Origin of the sequence: Clavibacter vidaverae (assembly GCF_047529985.1) — a bacterium.
GTDB classification, from domain to species: domain Bacteria; phylum Actinomycetota; class Actinomycetes; order Actinomycetales; family Microbacteriaceae; genus Clavibacter; species Clavibacter nebraskensis_A.
In genome coordinates, this window is the sequence record NZ_JBLJAM010000001.1 from 2,566,855 (window position 1) to 2,585,980 (window position 19,126).

General features: G+C 70.5%; 28 protein-coding genes. 27 read left to right on the forward strand and 1 reads right to left on the reverse strand.

Features of this window, described 5'->3' with window-relative positions; translation table 11 throughout:
- Positions 1-23 precede the first annotated feature (23 nt).
- From rplV to map, 17 genes are all read left to right on the forward strand, one after another.
- On the forward strand, positions 24-416 hold the full coding sequence (rplV, locus tag ACMT9T_RS12360; protein WP_116054425.1) for a 50S ribosomal protein L22: 393 nt from the start codon (positions 24-26) through the stop codon (positions 414-416).
- Entirely contained in the window at positions 416-1,213 is a 798-nt protein-coding gene (gene rpsC / locus ACMT9T_RS12365) for a 30S ribosomal protein S3 (protein ID WP_012039300.1), read from the forward strand. The genes rplV and rpsC overlap by 1 nt, the downstream gene beginning before the upstream one ends.
- Positions 1,214-1,215: 2 nt before the next feature.
- Positions 1,216-1,635 (forward strand): 50S ribosomal protein L16, encoded by a 420-nt coding sequence (rplP, locus tag ACMT9T_RS12370; RefSeq protein WP_191147459.1) that lies wholly within the window; start codon positions 1,216-1,218, stop codon positions 1,633-1,635.
- On the forward strand, positions 1,635-1,961 hold the full coding sequence (rpmC, locus tag ACMT9T_RS12375; RefSeq protein ID WP_063070794.1) for a 50S ribosomal protein L29: 327 nt from the start codon (positions 1,635-1,637) through the stop codon (positions 1,959-1,961). Before rplP ends, rpmC begins: the two co-directional genes overlap by 1 nt.
- A gap of 2 nt (positions 1,962-1,963) precedes the next feature.
- Entirely contained in the window at positions 1,964-2,260 is a 297-nt protein-coding gene (gene rpsQ, locus ACMT9T_RS12380; protein WP_012039297.1) for a 30S ribosomal protein S17, read from the forward strand.
- A gap of 29 nt (positions 2,261-2,289) precedes the next feature.
- Positions 2,290-2,658, forward strand: a complete 369-nt coding sequence (rplN, locus tag ACMT9T_RS12385) for a 50S ribosomal protein L14 (RefSeq protein ID WP_012039296.1) — start codon at positions 2,290-2,292, stop codon at positions 2,656-2,658.
- 2 nt (positions 2,659-2,660) lie between these two features.
- Complete coding sequence (rplX, locus tag ACMT9T_RS12390) at positions 2,661-3,020, forward strand: 50S ribosomal protein L24 (RefSeq protein ID WP_063070796.1); 360 nt, start codon at positions 2,661-2,663, stop codon at positions 3,018-3,020.
- Between the two features lie 2 nt (positions 3,021-3,022).
- Positions 3,023-3,619, forward strand: coding sequence for a 50S ribosomal protein L5 (gene rplE, locus ACMT9T_RS12395; protein WP_116054427.1), 597 nt, complete (start codon positions 3,023-3,025; stop codon positions 3,617-3,619).
- A 138-nt stretch (positions 3,620-3,757) separates the two neighbouring features.
- The gene (gene rpsH, locus ACMT9T_RS12400; RefSeq protein WP_116054428.1) at positions 3,758-4,156 is read left to right on the forward strand and encodes a 30S ribosomal protein S8; all 399 of its coding nucleotides are present in this window, start codon (positions 3,758-3,760) and stop codon (positions 4,154-4,156) included.
- A 4-nt stretch (positions 4,157-4,160) separates the two neighbouring features.
- Positions 4,161-4,697, forward strand: coding sequence for a 50S ribosomal protein L6 (gene rplF / locus ACMT9T_RS12405; RefSeq protein WP_116054430.1), 537 nt, complete (start codon positions 4,161-4,163; stop codon positions 4,695-4,697).
- A 2-nt stretch (positions 4,698-4,699) separates the two neighbouring features.
- On the forward strand, positions 4,700-5,071 hold the full coding sequence (gene rplR, locus ACMT9T_RS12410; RefSeq protein ID WP_012039291.1) for a 50S ribosomal protein L18: 372 nt from the start codon (positions 4,700-4,702) through the stop codon (positions 5,069-5,071).
- Between the two features lie 35 nt (positions 5,072-5,106).
- A complete protein-coding gene (gene rpsE, locus ACMT9T_RS12415; RefSeq protein ID WP_012039290.1) occupies positions 5,107-5,772 on the forward strand; it encodes a 30S ribosomal protein S5 in 666 nt (221 codons plus the stop codon).
- Entirely contained in the window at positions 5,772-5,954 is a 183-nt protein-coding gene (rpmD, locus tag ACMT9T_RS12420) for a 50S ribosomal protein L30 (protein WP_012039289.1), read from the forward strand. Before rpsE ends, rpmD begins: the two co-directional genes overlap by 1 nt.
- Positions 5,954-6,529 (forward strand): 50S ribosomal protein L15, encoded by a 576-nt coding sequence (gene rplO / locus ACMT9T_RS12425; protein ID WP_414745801.1) that lies wholly within the window; start codon positions 5,954-5,956, stop codon positions 6,527-6,529. Before rpmD ends, rplO begins: the two co-directional genes overlap by 1 nt.
- Before the next feature lie 124 nt (positions 6,530-6,653).
- Entirely contained in the window at positions 6,654-7,976 is a 1,323-nt protein-coding gene (gene secY, locus ACMT9T_RS12430) for a preprotein translocase subunit SecY (protein WP_043584314.1), read from the forward strand.
- The gene (locus tag ACMT9T_RS12435) at positions 7,973-8,575 is read left to right on the forward strand and encodes an adenylate kinase (RefSeq protein ID WP_414745802.1); all 603 of its coding nucleotides are present in this window, start codon (positions 7,973-7,975) and stop codon (positions 8,573-8,575) included. The genes secY and ACMT9T_RS12435 overlap by 4 nt, the downstream gene beginning before the upstream one ends.
- Positions 8,576-8,578: 3 nt before the next feature.
- Positions 8,579-9,415, forward strand: coding sequence for a type I methionyl aminopeptidase (gene map, locus ACMT9T_RS12440; RefSeq protein WP_414745803.1), 837 nt, complete (start codon positions 8,579-8,581; stop codon positions 9,413-9,415).
- A gap of 40 nt (positions 9,416-9,455) precedes the next feature.
- On the opposite strand, the gene ACMT9T_RS12445 is transcribed toward map, so the two are convergent.
- Positions 9,456-11,432, reverse strand: a complete 1,977-nt coding sequence (locus ACMT9T_RS12445; RefSeq protein ID WP_414745804.1) for a BglG family transcription antiterminator — start codon at positions 11,430-11,432, stop codon at positions 9,456-9,458.
- A gap of 211 nt (positions 11,433-11,643) precedes the next feature.
- On the opposite strand from ACMT9T_RS12445, the gene ACMT9T_RS12450 reads away from it, so the two are divergent.
- The 10 genes from ACMT9T_RS12450 to rpsK all read left to right on the forward strand — a co-directional run bounded on the left by ACMT9T_RS12450 (position 11,644) and on the right by rpsK (position 19,021).
- Positions 11,644-12,024 (forward strand): PTS sugar transporter subunit IIB, encoded by a 381-nt coding sequence (locus ACMT9T_RS12450; RefSeq protein ID WP_414745805.1) that lies wholly within the window; start codon positions 11,644-11,646, stop codon positions 12,022-12,024.
- Positions 12,025-12,117: 93 nt separating this feature from the next.
- Positions 12,118-12,384 (forward strand): HPr family phosphocarrier protein, encoded by a 267-nt coding sequence (locus ACMT9T_RS12455; protein ID WP_012039282.1) that lies wholly within the window; start codon positions 12,118-12,120, stop codon positions 12,382-12,384.
- A complete protein-coding gene (gene ptsP / locus ACMT9T_RS12460) occupies positions 12,381-14,051 on the forward strand; it encodes a phosphoenolpyruvate--protein phosphotransferase (RefSeq protein ID WP_414745806.1) in 1,671 nt (556 codons plus the stop codon). The genes ACMT9T_RS12455 and ptsP overlap by 4 nt, the downstream gene beginning before the upstream one ends.
- Before the next feature lie 98 nt (positions 14,052-14,149).
- Complete coding sequence (locus ACMT9T_RS12465; protein ID WP_414745807.1) at positions 14,150-15,688, forward strand: PTS mannitol transporter subunit IIBC; 1,539 nt, start codon at positions 14,150-14,152, stop codon at positions 15,686-15,688.
- A 113-nt stretch (positions 15,689-15,801) separates the two neighbouring features.
- A complete protein-coding gene (locus ACMT9T_RS12470; protein ID WP_116054443.1) occupies positions 15,802-16,239 on the forward strand; it encodes a PTS mannitol transporter subunit IIA in 438 nt (145 codons plus the stop codon).
- The gene (locus ACMT9T_RS12475) at positions 16,236-17,411 is read left to right on the forward strand and encodes a mannitol-1-phosphate 5-dehydrogenase (RefSeq protein WP_414745808.1); all 1,176 of its coding nucleotides are present in this window, start codon (positions 16,236-16,238) and stop codon (positions 17,409-17,411) included. The genes ACMT9T_RS12470 and ACMT9T_RS12475 overlap by 4 nt, the downstream gene beginning before the upstream one ends.
- Before the next feature lie 230 nt (positions 17,412-17,641).
- Positions 17,642-17,863 (forward strand): translation initiation factor IF-1, encoded by a 222-nt coding sequence (gene infA / locus ACMT9T_RS12480; protein ID WP_012039277.1) that lies wholly within the window; start codon positions 17,642-17,644, stop codon positions 17,861-17,863.
- A 70-nt stretch (positions 17,864-17,933) separates the two neighbouring features.
- Positions 17,934-18,047: a 50S ribosomal protein L36 gene (gene rpmJ, locus ACMT9T_RS12485; protein ID WP_043668846.1), complete on the forward strand. Its 114-nt coding sequence runs from the start codon at positions 17,934-17,936 to the stop codon at positions 18,045-18,047.
- 155 nt (positions 18,048-18,202) lie between these two features.
- A complete protein-coding gene (gene rpsM, locus ACMT9T_RS12490; RefSeq protein ID WP_015491172.1) occupies positions 18,203-18,577 on the forward strand; it encodes a 30S ribosomal protein S13 in 375 nt (124 codons plus the stop codon).
- A 45-nt stretch (positions 18,578-18,622) separates the two neighbouring features.
- Entirely contained in the window at positions 18,623-19,021 is a 399-nt protein-coding gene (gene rpsK, locus ACMT9T_RS12495) for a 30S ribosomal protein S11 (protein ID WP_012039274.1), read from the forward strand.
- Positions 19,022-19,126: the final 105 nt, after the last annotated feature.

The following is a 19,126-nucleotide window of genomic DNA, read 5'->3' on the forward strand; positions in this document are numbered from 1 at the left end:
CGGCGACGAGAAGGAGGAGAGAAATGGTGGAGTCGATCGCACGCGTGCGTCACATCCGCGTCACCCCCCAGAAGGCCCGTCGCGTCGTGGACATGATCCGCGGGAAGCAGGCCGAGGAGGCCCTGGCCATCCTGAAGTTCGCGCCGCAGGGCGCGAGCGAGCCGATCTACAAGCTGGTGGCCTCGGCCATGGCGAACGCGCGGGTCAAGGCCGACGCGTCCAACAGCTTCCTCGCGGAGCAGGACCTCTACATCGCCAAGGCGTTCGTGGACGAGGGCACCACCCTCAAGCGGTTCCAGCCGCGCGCACAGGGTCGCGCATTCCGTATCAACAAGCGCACCAGCCACATCACGGTCGTCCTCGCGACGCCGGATGAGGCGGACGTGGCGTCGACCACGAAGAAGGCGAGCAAGTAATGGGACAGAAGGTCAACCCGTACGGGTTCCGTCTCGGGATCACCACCGACCACGTGTCGCGTTGGTTCTCGGACAGCACGAAGAAGGGGCAGCGTTACAGCGACTACGTCGCCGAGGACGTGCGCATCCGCACCATGCTCAAGACGAGCCTCGACCGCGCCGGAGTGGCGCGCATCGAGATCGAGCGCACCCGTGACCGCGTCCGCGTGGACATCTACACGGCGCGTCCCGGCATCGTCATCGGCCGCCGCGGCGTCGAGGCCGAGCGCATCCGCGCCGACCTCGAGAAGCTCACCGGCAAGCAGATCCAGCTGAACATCCTCGAGGTCAAGAACCCCGAGGCCGAGGCGCAGCTGGTCGCCCAGGGCATCGCCGAGCAGCTCGCGGGTCGTGTGGCGTTCCGCCGCGCGATGCGCAAGGGCCTGCAGGGCGCGCAGCGCGCCGGCGCCAAGGGCGTCCGCATCCAGGTGTCGGGCCGCCTCGGCGGCGCCGAGATGAGCCGTTCGGAGTTCTACCGCGAGGGCCGCGTGCCGCTGCACACCCTCCGCGCGAACATCGACTACGGCTTCTACGAGGCCCGCACGTCCTTCGGCCGCATCGGCGTGAAGGTCTGGGTCTACAAGGGCGACATCACCAACAAGGATCTCGCTCGCGAGCAGGCGAACCAGAAGTCGTCGCGCCCCGAGCGCCGTAACGACCGTTCCGACGGTCGAACCGGTGATCGCCGCACCAACGCGCCGCGCACCGCGCCGGCCGCCGAGGCAGCGCCGGTCGCCGCAGCAGGAGTTGAGGCGTAACCATGCTTATCCCCCGTCGAGTCAAGCACCGCAAGCAGCACCACCCCGGCCGTACCGGCCACGCGACCGGTGGCACCACCGTGTCGTTCGGTGAGTACGGCATCCAGGCCCTCACGCCCGCCTACGTCACGAACCGGCAGATCGAGTCCGCTCGAATCGCCATGACGCGTCACGTCAAGCGCGGCGGCAAGGTGTACATCAACATCTTCCCCGACCGTCCGCTCACCAAGAAGCCCGCTGAGACCCGCATGGGTTCCGGCAAGGGCTCGGTCGAGTGGTGGGTCGCGAACGTCAAGCCGGGCCGCGTGCTCTTCGAGCTCTCCGGAGTCGACGAGGTCACGGCGCGCGAGGCGCTCACCCGGGCCATCCACAAGCTGCCCCTCAAGGCACGCATCATCAAGCGCGAGGAAGGCGACGCATAATGGCGATCGGTTCCAAGGAGCTCGCCCCCGTCGAGCTGGACACTTTCGAGGACGAGCGACTCGTCGAAGAGCTGAAGAAGGCCAAGGAGGAGCTGTTCAACCTGCGCTTCCAGTCGGCCACCGGTCAGCTCGACAGCCACGGCCGCCTCCGCGCGGTCAAGCGCGACATCGCTCGGATCTACACGGTCATCCGCGAGCGCGAGCTGGGCATCCGTCCCACGCCCGCCCCCGTCGAGGTCCCCGAGAAGCCCGAGAAGAAGAAGGCGACGAAGAAGGCCGCGAAGGCCGACGACGCCGCCGTCACCGAGAAGGCTGAGGAGGCTTGATCATGGCGAACGCCGAAGAGAAGAACACGGCTGACACCGCGACGGCCGACCGCGGCTACCGCAAGTCCCGCCGTGGCTACGTCACCAGCGACAAGATGGACAAGACCATCGTCGTCGAGGTCGAGGACCGCGTGAAGCACCCCCTGTACGGCAAGGTCATCCGCCGCACCTCCAAGGTGAAGGCGCACGACGAGGCGAACACCGCCGGCATCGGCGACCTGGTCCTGATCAACGAGACCCGTCCCCTGAGCGCCTCCAAGCGCTGGCGCCTGGTCGAGATCCTCGAGAAGGCCAAGTAGCCCCGGCTGCTTGGATAGAAGGAGCAACAGTGATTCAGCAGGAATCCCGCCTCAAGATCGCCGACAACACGGGTGCCAAGGAGATCTTGACCATCCGCGTTCTCGGTGGCTCGGGTCGCCGCTACGCCGGCCTCGGTGACGTCATCGTCGCGACCGTCAAGGACGCGATCCCCGGCGGAAACGTCAAGAAGGGCGAGGTCGTCAAGGCCGTCATCGTCCGCACCAAGAAGGAGACGCGCCGTCCCGACGGCTCGTACATCAAGTTCGACGAGAACGCCGCCGTCATCCTGAACAGCAACGGGGAGCCCCGCGGCACCCGCATCTTCGGACCGGTGGGCCGCGAGCTCCGGGACAAGAAGTTCATGAAGATCATCTCGCTGGCACCGGAGGTCATTTAGTCATGGCGAACATCAAGAAGGGTGACCTCGTGCAGGTCATCACGGGTCGCACGCAGGCCAAGGGCGGCGACCGGGGCAAGCAGGGCAAGGTCCTGTCCGTCCTGGTCGAGCGCAACCGCGTCGTCGTCGAGGGCGTGAACTTCGTCACGAAGCACGTCCGCGTCGGCCAGACGCAGCGCGGCTCCAAGACCGGCGGCATCGAGACCGTCGAGGCGCCCATCCACATCTCCAACGTCGCGCTCGTCGACCCCGAGTCCAAGAAGCCCACGCGCGTCGGCTTCCGGACCGAGACGGTCGAGAAGGACGGGGTCTCCAAGACCGTCCGCGTCCGCTACGCCAAGAAGTCAGGTAAGGACCTCTAGCAATGACCGACACCGCATCCGCTGGCACGGCCGAGAGCACGCAGCTCCCGCGCCTCAAGCAGAAGTACCGCTCCGAGATCGTCAGCCAGCTGACCGCTGATCTCGGCTTCACGAACGTGCACCAGGTGCCCGGGCTCACGAAGATCGTCGTGAACATGGGTGTCGGCGACGCGGCTCGCGACGGCAAGATCATCGACGGCGCGGTCGCCGACCTCACCAAGATCACGGGCCAGAAGCCGCAGGTCACCAAGGCCCGCAAGTCGATCGCCCAGTTCAAGCTGCGTGAGGGCCAGGCCATCGGCACCCACGTGACGCTGCGCGGCGACCGCATGTGGGAGTTCCTCGACCGCCTGCTGTCCCTCGCCCTGCCCCGCATCCGCGACTTCCGCGGGCTCAGCCCGAAGCAGTTCGACGGCAACGGCAACTACACGTTCGGCCTCAACGAGCAGTCCATGTTCCACGAGATCGACCAGGACCGCATCGACCGGGTCCGCGGCATGGACATCACGGTCGTCACGACCGCTCGGACCGACGACGAGGGACGCGCGCTGCTCAAGGCGCTCGGCTTCCCGTTCCAGACGCCCGAGAACACGCCGTAGCACGCACGACCAGCACCACCCGCACGACCAGCACCACCGCACGATCGGCGCCGGGCACCTCCGCCCGGCGCCGCCACCACCACAGGTCGTCATCCGTGTCCGGATGAACGAAACCAGGCGAGAGAGGTACCACCAGTCATGACAATGACCGACCCGGTCGCCGACATGCTGACCCGACTCCGGAACGCGAACTCCGCGCACCACGACACGGTCTCCATGCCGCACTCCAAGCTCAAGTCGCACATCGCCGACATCCTCAAGTCCGAGGGCTTCATCGCCGGCTGGACCGTCGCGGACGCCCGCGTCGGACAGACGCTGACGCTCAGCCTCAAGTTCGGACCGGACCGCGAGCGCTCCATCCGGGGCATCAAGCGCGTGTCCAAGCCCGGTCTCCGCGTCTACGCGAAGTCCGCGGAGATCCCCCAGGTCCTCGGTGGCCTCGGGGTCGCCATCCTGTCCACCTCCTCGGGGCTCCTCACGGACCGCCAGGCTGCGAAGAAGGGCGTGGGTGGGGAAGTCCTCGCCTACGTGTGGTAACGACATGTCCCGCATCGGAAGACTCCCCATCGACGTCCCCGCAGGGGTCGACGTCACCGTGGCCGGCCAGCTCGTCACGGTCAAGGGCCCCAAGGGCGAGCTGAGCCTCACCGTGGCCCAGCCCATCCGCGCCGAGGTCCAGGACGGGCAGGTGCTCGTCACCCGTCCGGACGACGAGCGCGAGTCGCGTTCGCTCCACGGCCTCACGCGCAGCCTCATCGCCAACCAGATCGTCGGCGTCACCACCGGCTACACCAAGGGCCTCGAGATCGTCGGCACGGGTTACCGCGTCGCGCTCAAGGACAAGGGCGTCGAGTTCGCGCTCGGCTTCTCTCACCCCGTGTACGTCGAGGCGCCCGCGGGCATCAGCTTCACCGTCGAGGGCGTCAACAAGATGACCGTCGTCGGCATCGACAAGCAGCTCGTCGGCGAGACGGCCGCCAACATCCGCAAGATTCGCAAGCCCGAGCCCTACAAGGGCAAGGGCGTCCGCTACGCCGGCGAGAACGTTCGCCGCAAGGCCGGAAAGAGTGGTAAGTGATCATGGCTCTCGGAGTTAGAGGAAAAAGCAAGTCCGCCGCCCGCGGTCGCAGGCACGCACGCCTGCGCAAGAAGGTGGAGGGGACCGAGCTGCGTCCGCGCCTCGTCGTCACCCGTTCGGCCCGTCACGTCTTCGTGCAGGTCGTCGATGACAGCCGTGGTCACACCGTCGCGTCCGCGTCGACCCTCGAGGCCGACATGCGCACGTTCGACGGCGACAAGACCGCCAAGTCGCGCAAGGTCGGCGAGCTCGTCGCCGAGCGCGCCAAGGCGGCCGGCGTGGAGAGCGTCGTATTCGATCGTGGTGGCAACCGCTACGCAGGACGCGTCGCGGCCATCGCCGAAGGAGCTCGAGAGGGTGGTCTGAGCCTGTGAGCGCAGCCGAGAACAACAACAAGGAGCCCGAGGTCGTGGCCGTGGCGGAGACGCCCGTCGAGACCGCGGCGTCCACCGCACCCGCGCAGAACGAGGGCCGCGAGGGCCGTCGTGGCGGACGCGACCGGAACCAGGGCGGCCGCGATAGCCGCGGTGGCCGTGATGCCGACAAGAGCCAGTTCCTGGAGCGCGTCGTCACCATCAACCGCGTGTCCAAGGTCGTCAAGGGCGGTCGTCGCTTCAGCTTCACCGCCCTCGTGATCGTCGGAGACGGCAACGGGCTGGTGGGCGTCGGCTACGGCAAGGCCCGCGAGGTCCCGACCGCCATCTCCAAGGGCGTCGAGGAGGCGAAGAAGAACTTCTTCCGCGTCCCCCGCATCGGCCTGACCATCCCGCACGCCGTGCAGGGTGAGGCCTCCGCCGGAGTCGTCCTCCTGCGCCCCGCGTCCGCGGGTACCGGCGTCATCGCCGGTGGCCCCGTCCGCGCGGTGCTCGAGTGCGCCGGCATCCACGACGTCCTGAGCAAGTCGCTCGGCTCGTCGAACACGATCAACATCGTGCACGCCACGGTCGAGGCGCTCAAGCAGCTCGAGGAGCCGCGCGCCGTCGCGGCCCGTCGTGGGCTCGAGCTCGAGCAGGTCGTCCCGGCCCGCATCCTCCGCGCCCAGCGTGCCGAGGCCGACGCGAAGGCAGGTGTCTGATGGCTCAGCTCCGAGTGACGCAGATCAAGTCCAAGATCAGCGAGAAGCAGAACCAGCGCGACACCCTGCGGAGCCTCGGGCTCCGTCGCATCGGTGCCGTGGTGGTCCGAGAGGACAACGCCCAGAACCGCGGCTACGTCAACACCGTCGCGCACCTGGTGAAGGTGGAGGAGATCGACTGATGGCTGAGAAGAACGAGTCGGCCGAGGCGCCCGTGAAGGCGCCCAAGGCCGCACCCAAGAAGACCGCGAAGGCCCCCGCCGCCGCGGCCGCATCCGTCGAGACGACCACGGTCGCCTCGACGGAGACGGTCAAGCGCGAGCAGGTCCTCAAGGTCCACCACCTCCGTCCCGCCGCCGGGGCCAAGAAGGCACGCCAGCGTGTCGGCCGCGGTGAGGGCTCGAAGGGCAAGACCGCGGGTCGTGGCACCAAGGGCACGAAGGCCCGCTACACGGTCCGCGTCGGCTTCGAGGGTGGGCAGATGCCGCTGCACATGCGCACCCCGAAGCTCCGCGGGTTCAAGAACCCGTTCCGCGTCGAGTACCAGGTCGTGAACCTGGAGAAGCTCGCCGCGCTCTACCCCGACGGCGGCGACGTCACCACGAGCGACCTGGTCGCCAAGGGTGCCGTGCGCAAGAACGAGAAGGTCAAGGTCCTCGGCGACGGCGACATCTCGGTTAAGCTGACGGTTGCTGTCGACAAGGTCTCCGGCTCCGCTGCGGAGAAGATCGTCGCAGCAGGCGGCTCCGTCAAGTAGCACTGCAGGACGCACGGGAGGGGCGGTCGGGAAACCGACCGCCCCTCCCGGCACCTGGGGCCGCATCGGGTCGGCCCGACCCCCGCCTCCCGGCGGACCTCCCACAGAAAGCAGGACACCCTCCGTGTTGAGCGCCGTCGTCAGGATCTTCCGCACCCCCGATCTGCGTCGCAAGATCGGGTTCACGCTGGGCATCATCGCCCTCTTCCGGCTGGGGTCCTTCATCCCGGCGCCGTTCGTGGACTTCGCCAACGTGCAGTCGTGCCTCGCGGCGAACCAGGGCACCTCGGGCCTCTACGAGCTCGTCAACCTCTTCAGCGGCGGCGCGCTGCTGAAGCTCTCGATCTTCGCGCTGGGGATCATGCCGTACATCACGGCGTCGATCATCGTCCAGCTGCTCCGCGTGGTCATCCCGCACTTCGACACCCTCTACAAGGAGGGCCAGTCCGGCCAGGCCAAGCTCACGCAGTACACGCGCTACCTCACGATCGCCCTCGCGGTGCTCCAGTCCACGACGCTCATCACGGTCGCGCGCAGCGGTGCGCTGTTCGGCCAGACGAACGTCAGCGCCTGCACGCAGCTCGTCACGAACGACGCCTGGTACGCGATCATGCTCATGGTCATCACGATGACCGCCGGCACCGGCCTCATCATGTGGATGGGCGAGCTCATCACCGAGCGCGGCATCGGCAACGGCATGTCGCTCCTCATCTTCACGTCGGTCGCCGCGGCGTTCCCGACCTCGCTCATCGCGATCCAGCAGAGCCGCGGCTGGGAGGTCTTCCTCCTGGTGATCCTCGTGGGGCTCCTCGTCGTCGCCGCCGTCGTGTACGTCGAGCAGTCGCAGCGCCGCATCCCCGTCCAGTACGCCAAGCGCATGGTCGGGCGCCGCACCTACGGCGGCAACAACACCTACATCCCCATCAAGGTGAACATGGCCGGCGTCGTGCCCGTCATCTTCGCGTCGTCGCTGCTGTACCTGCCCGCCCTGGTCGCGCAGTTCAACCAGCCGCCCGTCGGCCAGCCGCCGGCGCCGTGGGTGCAGTGGATCACCGACAACCTCACCACGGGCGACCACCCGCTCTACATGGCGATGTACTTCCTGCTCATCGTCGGCTTCACGTACTTCTACGTCGCCATCACCTTCAACCCGGAGGAGGTCGCCGACAACATGAAGAAGTACGGCGGCTTCATCCCCGGAATCCGCGCCGGCCGCCCGACGGCCGAGTACCTCGACTACGTGCTGACGCGCATCACGCTGCCGGGCTCGCTGTACCTCGGGCTCATCGCTCTCCTGCCGCTCATCGCCCTGTCGCTCGTCGGCGCGAACCAGAACTTCCCGTTCGGCGGCGCGAGCATCCTCATCGTGGTCGGCGTCGGCCTCGAGACGGTGAAGCAGATCGACTCGCAGCTCCAGCAGCGCCACTACGAGGGGCTGCTCAAGTGACCCGGCTCCTGATCGTCGGCCCGCCCGGCGCGGGCAAGGGCACGCAGGCGAAGCGCATCGCGCAGGAGCTCGGCGTCCCCGACATCTCCACCGGCGACATCTTCCGCCAGAACATCAAGGACGGCACCGCGCTCGGCCAGCAGGTGCAGGCCCTCGTCGATGCGGGGAACTACGTCCCCGACGAGCTCACCAACGAGCTGGTCACCTCGCGGCTCCAGGAGGAGGACGCGCAGGCGGGCTTCCTGCTGGACGGCTACCCGCGCACGCTCGACCAGGTCGCGTACCTGGAGGAGCTCCTGCAGGGCTGGGGCCACCAGCTCGACGCCGTGATCCAGCTCGTCGCGGACGAGGAGGAGGTCGTCTCCCGCCTCCAGCGTCGCGCCGAGGAGCAGGGCCGCGCGGACGACAGCGAGGACGCCATCCGGTACCGCCAGGAGGTGTACCGCCGCGAGACCGCGCCGCTCATCGCCGTGTACCGCGACCGCGGGCTGCTGCTCGAGGTCGACGGGCTGGGCGAGGTCGACGAGGTCGCGGCGCGCATCCGCACCGCCCTCGCGGGCCGCGGCGTCCGTCCCGTCTCCGACGCCGGCCGCGCGTAGCCCGTGGGAGCGCTCCGCCGCACGCCGGGGATCTACAAGACCCCGGACGAGATCCGCCGCATGGTCGCTCCCGGCCTCGCGACCGCCGCGTCGCTCGACGCCGTGCGCGAGCTCATCGCACCGGGCGTCACCACGGGCGAGCTCGACGCCGCCGCCGACGCCGCCATCCGCGCGCTCGGCGGGCACTCCAACTTCCAGCTCGTGCCGGGGTACCGCCACACCGTGTGCGTCTCCGTGAACGACGAGGTCGTGCACGGCATCCCCGGCGACCGCGTGCTGCAGCCGGGCGACATCGTCTCGGTCGACAGCGGCGCGGAGATCGACGGCTGGAACGGCGACTCGGCCATGACCGTCGTCGTGCCGGACCCCGCGCGCCCCGACGTCGTGGAGGCCCGCGAGCTGCTGTCCCGCGTCACCGAGGACTCGCTCTGGGCCGGCATCGCCCGGCTCGCGACCGCGTCGCACCTCAACGAGGTGGGCGAGGCCGTCGAGGAGAGCGTCGAGGCGGCGGGCTCCTTCGGCATCGTCATGGACTACACGGGCCACGGCATCGGCCGGAGCATGCACGAGGATCCGCCGGTGTTCAACTACCGCGTGCGCGGCAAGGGCCCCGCGGTGAAGCCGGGGCTCGTGGTCGCGATCGAGCCGATGATCACCGACGGCGAGGCGGAGACGCGCGTCCTCGACGACGACTGGACCGTCGCGACGGTCGACGGCAGCATGGCGTCGCACTGGGAGCACTCCGTCGCCGTGCACGCGGGCGGCATCTGGGTGCTCACGCTGGCGGACGGCGGCGCCTCGCGCCTCGTGCCGCTGGGCGTCACGCCCGTCGCGCCCTGACGCGCTGAACCGCTGACGCCCGGACCCGGGCGGTCTCCGCTCAGGTGTCCATGACGTGCACGAGCTCCTCGATGAAGGAGCCGTGGGATCCCGACGCCCGCATGATCGCCTGCACGTCGCGGTGGTCGGAGAAGACCTCGACGAACTGGTCGAACACGTGCTGGAAGCTCGTGCGCCCGCTCGCGCTGAAGGCGACCAGCGCGACCACGTGCACGCGGTTGCCGCCCCACCGCATCGCCTCGTCGTTGACGACGATGGCGATGGCCGTGCGGTTCGCCGTCATGGCGAGCGAGTGCGGCACGGCGAGCGTGTCGGTGAAGGCCGTGGACGACAGGCGCTCGCGCTCGATGGCGCCCTCGATGTACTCGGGCTCGATGATGCCCTGCTCGACCATCTTGCCGCCGAGCAGGCGGATCATCGCCTCCTCGTCGGGCGCGTGCAGGTCGCGGAAGAACAGCGACTCGTCGAGGAAGCGCAGCAGGTCGTGCTTCATGGAGCTGCGGCGAGCCTGCCGGCGGATGCGCGCGACGGCCCGGCGGATCGACTCGATGTCGTCGGGGGTCGGCAGCGGCTGCACGACCACCACGGCGTCGCCGGGCGGGCGGGATCCGGTGGCGTCGATCACGAGCTGCACCCCGAGCGCGTCCGCGTCGGCGTCGGTGCGCGTCACGACGGCGTCCACGCTGATGTCCGCGCCGAGCGCCTGCTCGATGCGCGAGCGCATGATCTGGTGCAGGTCGTAGTAGTTCGGGCACACGAGCGCGCACGCGACCCGGTCGTCCCGCCGGGCGACGCGCTCCCGGTGCGACCCCACATGCAGGGCGATGTAGGCGATCTCGTCGTCGTTGATCGCGATGCCGCGCCGCCGCTGCACCTCGCTGGCGATGAAGACGGCGATCTCGTAGGTCATCGGGTACGAGGTCTTGATGGAGCGCGCGAGGGGGTTGCGGGAGAACGACCGGTCGGCGGCGCGGGCGACGAGGTTGCCGAGGTGCAGCGAGAAGCGCACCGTGAAGTCCTCGTCCTCGAGGTCCACCAGGTACTCCTGCTTGACGCGGCGGACGATGGCGCGCACCACGTCGAGGTCGCTCTCGACGACGTGCTCGCGCATCACGGTGGCGAGCGACTGCTCGTTGCCGGGCGTGACGACCCGCGTGCGCACGAGGAGCGCGAGGTAGGCGACGTCGCCCGCGGGGACGGGGACGTCGAAGTGCGCGGCGAGCAGCCGGGCGAGCACGTCGCGGATGGCGAGGGCGGTGGGATCGGAGGCGGGGGAGCCCGCGTCCGCCCCCTGCTCGTGGTCGCCGGCGTCGGCGTCGGCCGGATCGGACGACGGATCCGCGTCGGCCCGCCGCGGCGCCCGCGCGAGCCGGTCGACCGCGATCGCGACGTGCAGCAGCACGTTGTCGACGCCGTACTCGTTGACGAAGAAGCCGCGCTCGGTGAGCTCGCGGATGAGGTCCGTCTTGAAGGTGCGCAGCGAGTCGGAGGCGAACTCGCGCTGCACGCTCTCGAGCGGCAGGAAGCCCTGCGCGCTCTCGTCGCGGAACATGCGCGACAGCAGGCGGCGGAAGTCGCGCTCCGATCCCTCGAGGACGACGGCGGATCCCGTGCGGCGGAGGGCGAGGCCGGCGTCCTCGACGAGCGCGCGCACCTTGCGGAGGTCCGCCTCGACCGTGGACTCGCTCACGTGCAGCTCGTTCGCCAGGTCGTACACGTCGAGGCCGTCGGGGGCGTCGCCGAGCCGGCGGACGAGCGCGTGCAGCCGGTCGCGGGGCGTGCCCTGCGGATCCGCGGTCGGCCGGGCGCCGAGGTGGCGCGCGTAGCTGCCGGCGTCGATGCGGTAGCCGTCGGGGGAGGAGGCGATGGCGACGGCCGAGCGCTCCCGGACGGCCGTGACGTAGTTGCGCACGCTGCGGGTGGTGACGCCGAGGCGGTCCGCGAGCTCGCCGGCCTCGACCCAGCGGTCCGCCGTGGACAGGTAGTCCAGCAGCCTCTCCTGGTTCTCGCTCAGCATGGTCGTCTCCCTCGCGGCGGCTCGCGTCCCCTCCGGCGGCGGACGGAGAGCGCCGCCCTCGGAGACGAGTCAACCATCCGCGCCCGCCCCCGATGCCCGCCGGGGCGCGTGAGGGCGTCGTCTTCCTACCCCGCGGAAGCGGATCTGCTGGCAGCGGCACCCGCCCGCGGAGCACGATGGGACGACCAGCGACGACGCGAGGAGGCACAGCATGACCGGGAGGATCCTCGTCGTCTGCGGCTCCGGCGCATCCAGCACCTTCCTCGCCCAGCGCCTCCGCGTGCTCGCCGAGGCCGACGGGCTCGAGATCGAGGCCGTCGCCGGATCCCTCGCCCAGGTGCGCCTCGACGCCGCCGGCATGGACGTCGTCCTCCTCGGCGCCCACCTCGCCGACCGCCTCGACGCCGTGCGCGCCGCGGCCGCGGACGAGGGCGCGACCGCGGTCCTCCTCGACGCCGACGCCTCCCGCCCCGAGGGCGCGCGCGCCGCGCTCGACCGGGCCGTCGCCGCGATGCGCGCGGGCGCCCGCTCGCTCCGCCTCGCGCCGGGGCTCCACGCCCGCGCCGTCGGGGGATCCCCGCCCACCGCCTGACCACCGGCGCCCGCGCCGACGCCGCACGACCCGCATCACCGCACGATGACCGCCACCAGGGCCCCGACGTCGGGGCCGACAGAAGGAGCCACCATGGCAGAACGCACCGTCACCATCGCCTCGTCGCACGGGCTGCACGCCCGCCCCGCCTCGCTGTTCACGCAGGCCGCCGCGAAGGCCGGGATCCCCGTGCAGCTCGCCAAGGGCGACCGCAGCGTCAACGCCGCCAGCATCCTCGGCGTGATCTCGCTCGGCGTCGACACGGGCGACGAGGTCGTCGTCTCCGCCGAGGGCGAGAACGCCGAGCAGGTCGTCACCGACCTCGCCACGCTCCTCGAGTCCGACCTGGACGCCGCATGAGCTCCCGCACGCTCCAGGGCATCGGCATCGGCCGGGGATCCGCCGTCGGTCCCGTCATCCGCATGCCCGACCCGCTCCCCGAGCCCGCCGACACCGCGAGCACCCTGACCGCCGACGAGGAGCGCATCCGCGTGAGCGCGTCGCTCGCCGCGGTCGCCGCCGACATCCGCATCCGCGGGGAGAAGGCCGGCGGCGCCGCCAAGGACGTGCTCGAGGCCCAGGCCTTCATGGCCGAGGACCCGACCCTCGTCGACGACATCACCGCGCGTCTCGCGAAGGGCCGCACGGCCGAGCGCGCCGTGCACGAGGCGTTCGCGGGCTTCCGTGACCTGCTCCTCAGCATGGGCGGGTACATGGGCGAGCGCGCCACCGACCTCGACGACGTCTCGCAGCGCGTCGTCGCGCACCTGCAGGGCGTCGCGGCCCCCGGGGTCCCGGATCCCGACCACGCGTTCGTGCTCGTGGCCCGCGACCTCGCGCCCGCCGACACCGCGCTCCTCGACCTCGACAAGGTCCTCGCCCTCATCACGACCGACGGCGGCCCCACCTCGCACACGGCGATCCTCGCCCGCGAGAAGGCCATCGTCGCGGTCGTCGGCGTCGCCGCCGCATCCGACCTCGCCGACGGCGAGACCGTCGTGGTCGACGCGCTCACGGGCGCCGTCACCGTCGCGCCGAGCCCCGAGGAGGAGTCCGCCGCGCGCGACGCCATCGCGGCCCGCCGCGCGGCCGTCGCCGTGCCCACCGGGCCCGGCGCGCTCTCCGACGGCACGGCGATCCCGCTGCTCGCCAACCTCGGATCCGCCGACGGAGCCGAGGACGCCGTCGCCAAGGGCGCGGAGGGCGTCGGCCTGTTCCGCACCGAGTTCCTCTTCCTCGACGCGACGAGCGCGCCGACCGTCGCCGAGCAGCAGGAGCACTACACGCGCCTGCTCCAGGCGTTCCCCGGGCAGAAGGTCGTCGTGCGCGCGCTCGACGCCGGCGCCGACAAGCCGCTGGCCTTCCTCAACGACGCCGACGAGGAGAACCCGGCCCTCGGGCTCCGCGGCCTCCGCGCGCTCCGGGCCAACGAGCAGATCCTCCGCGACCAGCTCACCGCGCTCGCGCAGGCGGACGCCGCCACCGACGCCGACCTGTGGGTCATGGCGCCCATGGTCTCCACCGTGGAGGAGGCGCGCTACTTCTCGGCCCTCGGCCGCGAGCTGGGGCTGAAGACCGTCGGCGTGATGGTGGAGGTGCCGTCCTCGGCGCTCCTGGCCGACCGGATCCTCGCCCACGCCGACTTCGCGAGCATCGGCACCAACGACCTCACGCAGTACACGCTCGCGGCCGACCGGCTGCTGGGATCCGTGGCCGCGTTCCAGGACCCGTGGCACCCCGCCGTCCTCCGCCTCGTGCAGGAGGTCGGCGCCGCGGGACGCGCGCTCGGCAAGCCCGTCGGGATCTGCGGCGAGGCGGCGGCCGACCCGCTGCTCGCCGTCGTTCTCGTCGGCCTCGGCGCGACCAGCCTCTCGATGTCGCCCGCGGCGCTCGCCGACGTGCGCGCCGAGCTCACCCTGCACTCGCGCGAGGAGGCGGAGGCCCTGGCCGCCGTCGCCCTCGCCGCCGACAGCGCCGTCGAGGCGCGCGCCGCGGTCACCGCGGCATCGGCGCCCGCCACCGTCTGACCCGCACCGCCCTCTCCCGCACCGCACCACATCCCACCCCACCGCAGCACGGCGGGCCGCAGCAGGCCCGCCACCACCACGACAGGAGCACCACCCCCATGACGACGACGTCACCCACCCGCAGCACGGGACAGTCCGTGCGCACCGGCGTGCAGAAGTTCGGCACGTTCCTCAGCGGCATGATCATGCCGAACATCGCGGCGTTCATCGCCTGGGGCATCCTGACCGCCCTCTTCATCCCGAAGGGCTACCTGCCCAACGAGGAGCTCGCCGGCCTCGTCGCCCCGGTGCTGTACTTCCTCCTGCCGCTCCTCATCGCGAACACCGGAGGCCGCATGGTCTACGACGCGCGCGGTGGCGTGGTCGCGAGCATCGCGACCATGGGAGTCATCGTCGGGACGGTCGGCGAGCCCTACTTCGAGGGCGGCAGCCCGATGTTCCTCGGCGCCATGATCACGGGCCCGCTCGCGGCGTACCTGCTGAAGCTCATCGAGCGCCTGTGGATCGACCGGATCCGCCCCGGCTTCGAGATGCTGATCAACAACTTCTCCGCCGGCATCCTCGGCGCGCTCTTCGCGATCGGCGCGTACTTCGGCCTCACCCCGGTGATCCGCGGCATCACGTCGGTCCTCGGCGGCGGCGTCGGCTTCCTCGTCGACAACGGCCTGCTGCCCCTCACGAGCATCGTGATCGAGCCCGCCAAGGTCCTCTTCCTCAACAACGCCATCAACCAGGGCATCCTCACGCCGCTCGGCACCGAGGAGGCGACCCGCACCGGCAAGAGCATCCTGTTCCTGCTCGAGGCGAACCCCGGCCCCGGCCTCGGCGTGCTCCTCGCGTTCGCGATCTTCGGCGCGGGTGCCGCCCGCTCCACCGCTCCCGGCGCGATCCTCATCCAGTTCGTCGGCGGCATCCACGAGATCTACTTCCCGTACGTGCTCTCGAAGCCGCTCCTGTTCCTCGCGGTCATCGCGGGTGGCGCCTCGGGCGTCGCGACCAACGTCGCGTTGGACTCCGGTCTCCGCGGCCCCGCCTCGCCCGGCAGCATCATCGCCGTGCTCGGCCAGACCGAGCGCAACAGCTTCCCCGGCGTGATCCTCTCGGTCCTCATCTCCGCGGCCGTCACCTTCGTCGTCGCGGCGGTCATCCTCCGCACCGGCAAGAAGGGCTCGGGCGACTTCGGCGCCGCGGTCGCCGCGACGCAGGCCAACAAGGGCAAGGAGTCCTCGATCCTCTCAGGGCTCGGCGCCGAGACCGGCACCGCGGGCACGGTCGGCGGCCTCGCCGACGGCACGAACGGCGCGAGCGCCACGGGCACGGACGGCGGCACGGCCACGGCCACCCGCATCCAGGACATCGTCTTCGCCTGCGACGCCGGCATGGGCTCGTCCGCCATGGGCGCGTCGGTCCTCCGCAACAAGATGAAGAAGGCCGGCCTCACCGACGTCACGGTCGTCAACAAGGCCATCGCGGCGCTCGACGGCACGGCCGACCTCGTGATCACGCAGCGCGAGCTGACCGACCGGGCCCGCCAGAAGAGCCCGTCGTCCGAGCACGTCTCGGTCGACAACTTCATGAACTCGCCGCGCTACGACGAGATCGTGGAGCTGGTCCGGAAGCAGCGCTCGGACAGCTGATCCCGGTCCGCCCTCGGCGGACCCGCACCACCGCACGCGCGAGGCCCGGGGCCCAGTCGTCACCGACCGGGCCCCGGTAGCCTCGCATCAGGCAGAACCACGTCAGGAGCACCATGTCGAACGTCCTCGAACCCGCCCAGATCCGCGTCGGCGGCACCGCGTCCTCCGTCGAGGAGGCCATCGCCGAGGCGGCGGGCATCCTCGTCGCCGCCGGCGCCGTCACCCCCGAGTATCAGGGGTACATGCTCGAGCGCGAGAAGAGCGTCTCGACCTACATGGGCAACCTGCTCGCCATCCCGCACGGCACCAACGAGGGCAAGGACACGATCCTCGACTCCGCCCTCTCGTTCGTGCGCTACGACGCCCCCATCGACTGGGCGGGCAACGAGGTCCGCTTCGTCGTCGGCATCGCCGGCAAGGACAACGGGCACCTCGACATCCTCAGCAAGATCGCGATCATCTTCAGCGACGACGACGAGGTGGCGAAGCTCCTCGCGGCCGAGACCGCCGAGGACCTGTACGCCCTCCTGGCCGAGGTGAACGAGGCGTGAAGGCCGTCCACTTCGGCGCCGGCAACATCGGCCGCGGCTTCGTCGGGCTGATCCTGCACGAGGCCGGCTACGAGGTCGTGTTCGCCGACGTCAACGCCGAGCTCATCGGGCACCTCGACGCCGCCGAGTCCTACCGCGTCACCGAGGTCGGGCCGCACGCGCGCGACTGGACCGTCACCGGCTTCCGCGCGATCGACAGCGCGGCCGACGGCGAGGCGCTCATCCGCGAGATCGCGACGGCCGACGTCGTCACCACGGCCGTGGGCCCGAACATCCTCCGCTTCGTCGCCCCGGCGATCGCCGCGGGCCTCCGCGCGCGCTCCGCCGACCTCGGGCCCGTCGCCGTCATGGCGTGCGAGAACGCCATCAACGCGACGGACACCCTCCGCGCCGAGATCGAGAAGGCCCTCACGGAGGAGCCCGACGCCCTCGGGCGCGCGCTGTTCGCCAACACGGCCGTCGACCGCATCGTGCCGAACCAGGATCCCGCCGCGGGCCTCGACGTCACCGTCGAGGACTTCTCGGAGTGGGTCGTGGAGCGCGGGCCCTTCGGTGACGCCGTGCCCGCGATCCCCGGCGCCACCTTCGTCGACGACCTGGCGCCCTACATCGAGCGCAAGCTCTTCACCGTGAACACGGGGCACGCGACCGTGGCCTACCACGGCTACGCGCGCGGCGCCGTCAGCCAGTCGGACGCGATGGCGATCCCCGAGGTCGCCGACGAGGTCCGCCTGGTGCTCGAGGAGACGAGCGCGCTGCTCGTCGCCAAGCACGGGCTCGACGAGGCCGAGCAGGCGGCGTACCGCGAGAAGAACCTCGCGCGCTTCGCCAACGCGGCCCTCGCCGACACCGTCGAGCGCGTCGGCCGCCAGCCGCTGCGCAAGCTCTCCCGCGAGGAGCGCTTCGTGGGACCCGCGTCGCAGCTCGCCGAGCGCGGCCTGCCGCACGACGCGCTCGTCCGCGCGATGGGCCAGGCGCTCCGCTTCGACCCCGCGGGCGACCCGCAGGCGCTCGAGCTGCAGGAGCTCCTGGCGACCGACACGGCAGCCGACCTCGTGCGCCGCGTCACCGGGCTCGACGACGCCCACCCGCTGACCGCGGACCTCGTCGCGCTCGTGGACGCCGCCCAGGCCGACCGCCGCAGCGCGCCGCGCCACCGCGCCGAGCAGTAGGGCCGCGCGCACGGGCCGGGCGGGCGACCGCCCGGCCCGTCGTGCGCTCCGCTAGCGCAGGATCCGCGGATCCTGCCGCGACACGCGGGGAGAATTGCGACACGCCCGGGGATGCCGTACTCTCGACCCTTGGTGCGCGGCCGCCTCCCGGCGTGCCGTCCGCACCATGCGCGCTCCACCTGATGCGCATCGCACGACCAGCAGACACCACCTTTAGCGATAGTGAGTATATGGCCAAGAAAGACGGCGTCATCGAGATCGAAGGCGGAGTTGTCGAAGCTCTGCCGAACGCGATGTTCCGCGTTGAGCTGAGCAACGGGCACAAGGTCCTCGCCCACATCTCGGGCAAGATGCGTCAGCACTACATCCGCATCCTCCCCGAGGATCGCGTGATCGTGGAGCTGAGCCCCTACGACCTGACGCGCGGCCGGATCGTCTACCGCTACAAGTAGGCCTGCTGCACAAGGAACGGCCCCGCAGCCGCGGGGTACGAGGCCAGCGAAGAACACATAAGGAAGCGTCATGAAGGTCAACCCGAGCGTCAAGCCGATCTGCGAGAAGTGCAAGGTCATCCGGCGCAGCGGAAACGTGATGGTCATCTGCGAGAACCCGCGCCACAAGCAGCGCCAGGGCTGATCAGCACCATCGCACGGCACCACCCGCACCACCCATAAGAAGCACGACAGCAACGCCGGAAGCCGGGACCCGCGAGGGTCCGGGGGACACCATCGGTCGGAGGCCGATGCACAGGCGCTGCTGCAGACCTCCACTCATCACCAGGAGAAGCCTCAATGGCACGTCTAGCAGGCGTCGACCTCCCGCGCGACAAGCGCGTCGAGATCGCACTCACGTACATCTACGGCGTCGGCCGCACCTCGAGCGTCAAGACCCTCGAGGACACCGGCATCGACAAGAACATCCGCGTCAAGGACCTGAGCGACGACCAGCTCATCGCCCTGCGCGACTACATCGACGGGAACTTCAAGGTGGAGGGCGACCTCCGCCGCGAGGTGGCCGCCGACATCCGCCGCAAGGTCGAGATCGGCAGCTACGAGGGCATCCGCCACCGCCGCGGCCTCCCTGTCCACGGGCAGCGCACGAAGACCAACGCTCGCACCCGCAAGGGCCCAAAGCGCACCGTAGCCGGCAAGAAGAAGGCGCGCTAGGCCCTCGGCCAGCGCCCTCGCCACCCGTAGACACAGGAGAATTCCATGGCAGCACCCAAGTCGGCCGTTCGCAAGCCGCGCCGCAAGGACAAGAAGAACATCGCCGTGGGCCAGGCCCACATCAAGAGCACCTTCAACAACACCATCGTCTCGATCACGGACCCGACCGGTGCCGTCATCAGCTGGGCGTCCTCGGGCGTCGTCGGCTACAACGGCTCGCGCAAGTCGACGCCGTTCGCCGCGCAGCTCGCCGCCGAGTCGGCCGCCCGCCAGGCGCAGGAGCACGGCATGAAGAAGGTCGACGTGTTCGTCAAGGGGCCCGGCTCCGGCCGTGAGACCGCGATCCGCTCGCTCCAGGCCGCCGGCCTCGAGGTGGGCTCGATCAACGACGTCACCCCGCAGGCGCACAACGGCTGCCGCCCGCCCAAGCGCCGCCGCGTCTAGCTCGCGCTGATCGGCCGCTGCCGTCCCGTCCGCACAGGAGGGGACGGCGTCGGCCGCTCCGCCGTGTGTCCGATCGACCAAATCTCTACCCGCCCGGGCCGCCAC

Excerpts from the sequence above, each read along its gene's own strand:
- rplV (WP_116054425.1), top strand. The coding sequence starts at position 24 with ATGGTGGAGTCGATCGCACGCGTGCGTCACATCCGCGTCACCCCCCAG.
- rpsC (WP_012039300.1), top strand. The coding sequence starts at position 416 with ATGGGACAGAAGGTCAACCCGTACGGGTTCCGTCTCGGGATCACCACC.
- rplP (WP_191147459.1), top strand. The coding sequence starts at position 1,216 with ATGCTTATCCCCCGTCGAGTCAAGCACCGCAAGCAGCACCACCCCGGC.
- rpmC (WP_063070794.1), top strand. The coding sequence starts at position 1,635 with ATGGCGATCGGTTCCAAGGAGCTCGCCCCCGTCGAGCTGGACACTTTC.
- rpsQ (WP_012039297.1), top strand. The coding sequence starts at position 1,964 with ATGGCGAACGCCGAAGAGAAGAACACGGCTGACACCGCGACGGCCGAC.
- rplX (WP_063070796.1), top strand. The coding sequence starts at position 2,661 with ATGGCGAACATCAAGAAGGGTGACCTCGTGCAGGTCATCACGGGTCGC.
- rplE (WP_116054427.1), top strand. The coding sequence starts at position 3,023 with ATGACCGACACCGCATCCGCTGGCACGGCCGAGAGCACGCAGCTCCCG.
- rpsH (WP_116054428.1), top strand. The coding sequence starts at position 3,758 with ATGACAATGACCGACCCGGTCGCCGACATGCTGACCCGACTCCGGAAC.
- rplF (WP_116054430.1), top strand. The coding sequence starts at position 4,161 with ATGTCCCGCATCGGAAGACTCCCCATCGACGTCCCCGCAGGGGTCGAC.
- rplR (WP_012039291.1), top strand. The coding sequence starts at position 4,700 with ATGGCTCTCGGAGTTAGAGGAAAAAGCAAGTCCGCCGCCCGCGGTCGC.
- rpmD (WP_012039289.1), top strand. The coding sequence starts at position 5,772 with ATGGCTCAGCTCCGAGTGACGCAGATCAAGTCCAAGATCAGCGAGAAG.
- rplO (WP_414745801.1), top strand. The coding sequence starts at position 5,954 with ATGGCTGAGAAGAACGAGTCGGCCGAGGCGCCCGTGAAGGCGCCCAAG.
- ACMT9T_RS12445 (WP_414745804.1), bottom strand. The coding sequence starts at position 11,432 with ATGCTGAGCGAGAACCAGGAGAGGCTGCTGGACTACCTGTCCACGGCG.
- ACMT9T_RS12450 (WP_414745805.1), top strand. The coding sequence starts at position 11,644 with ATGACCGGGAGGATCCTCGTCGTCTGCGGCTCCGGCGCATCCAGCACC.
- ACMT9T_RS12455 (WP_012039282.1), top strand. The coding sequence starts at position 12,118 with ATGGCAGAACGCACCGTCACCATCGCCTCGTCGCACGGGCTGCACGCC.
- ptsP (WP_414745806.1), top strand. The coding sequence starts at position 12,381 with ATGAGCTCCCGCACGCTCCAGGGCATCGGCATCGGCCGGGGATCCGCC.
- ACMT9T_RS12465 (WP_414745807.1), top strand. The coding sequence starts at position 14,150 with ATGACGACGACGTCACCCACCCGCAGCACGGGACAGTCCGTGCGCACC.
- ACMT9T_RS12470 (WP_116054443.1), top strand. The coding sequence starts at position 15,802 with ATGTCGAACGTCCTCGAACCCGCCCAGATCCGCGTCGGCGGCACCGCG.
- infA (WP_012039277.1), top strand. The coding sequence starts at position 17,642 with ATGGCCAAGAAAGACGGCGTCATCGAGATCGAAGGCGGAGTTGTCGAA.
- rpmJ (WP_043668846.1), top strand. The coding sequence starts at position 17,934 with ATGAAGGTCAACCCGAGCGTCAAGCCGATCTGCGAGAAGTGCAAGGTC.
- rpsM (WP_015491172.1), top strand. The coding sequence starts at position 18,203 with ATGGCACGTCTAGCAGGCGTCGACCTCCCGCGCGACAAGCGCGTCGAG.
- rpsK (WP_012039274.1), top strand. The coding sequence starts at position 18,623 with ATGGCAGCACCCAAGTCGGCCGTTCGCAAGCCGCGCCGCAAGGACAAG.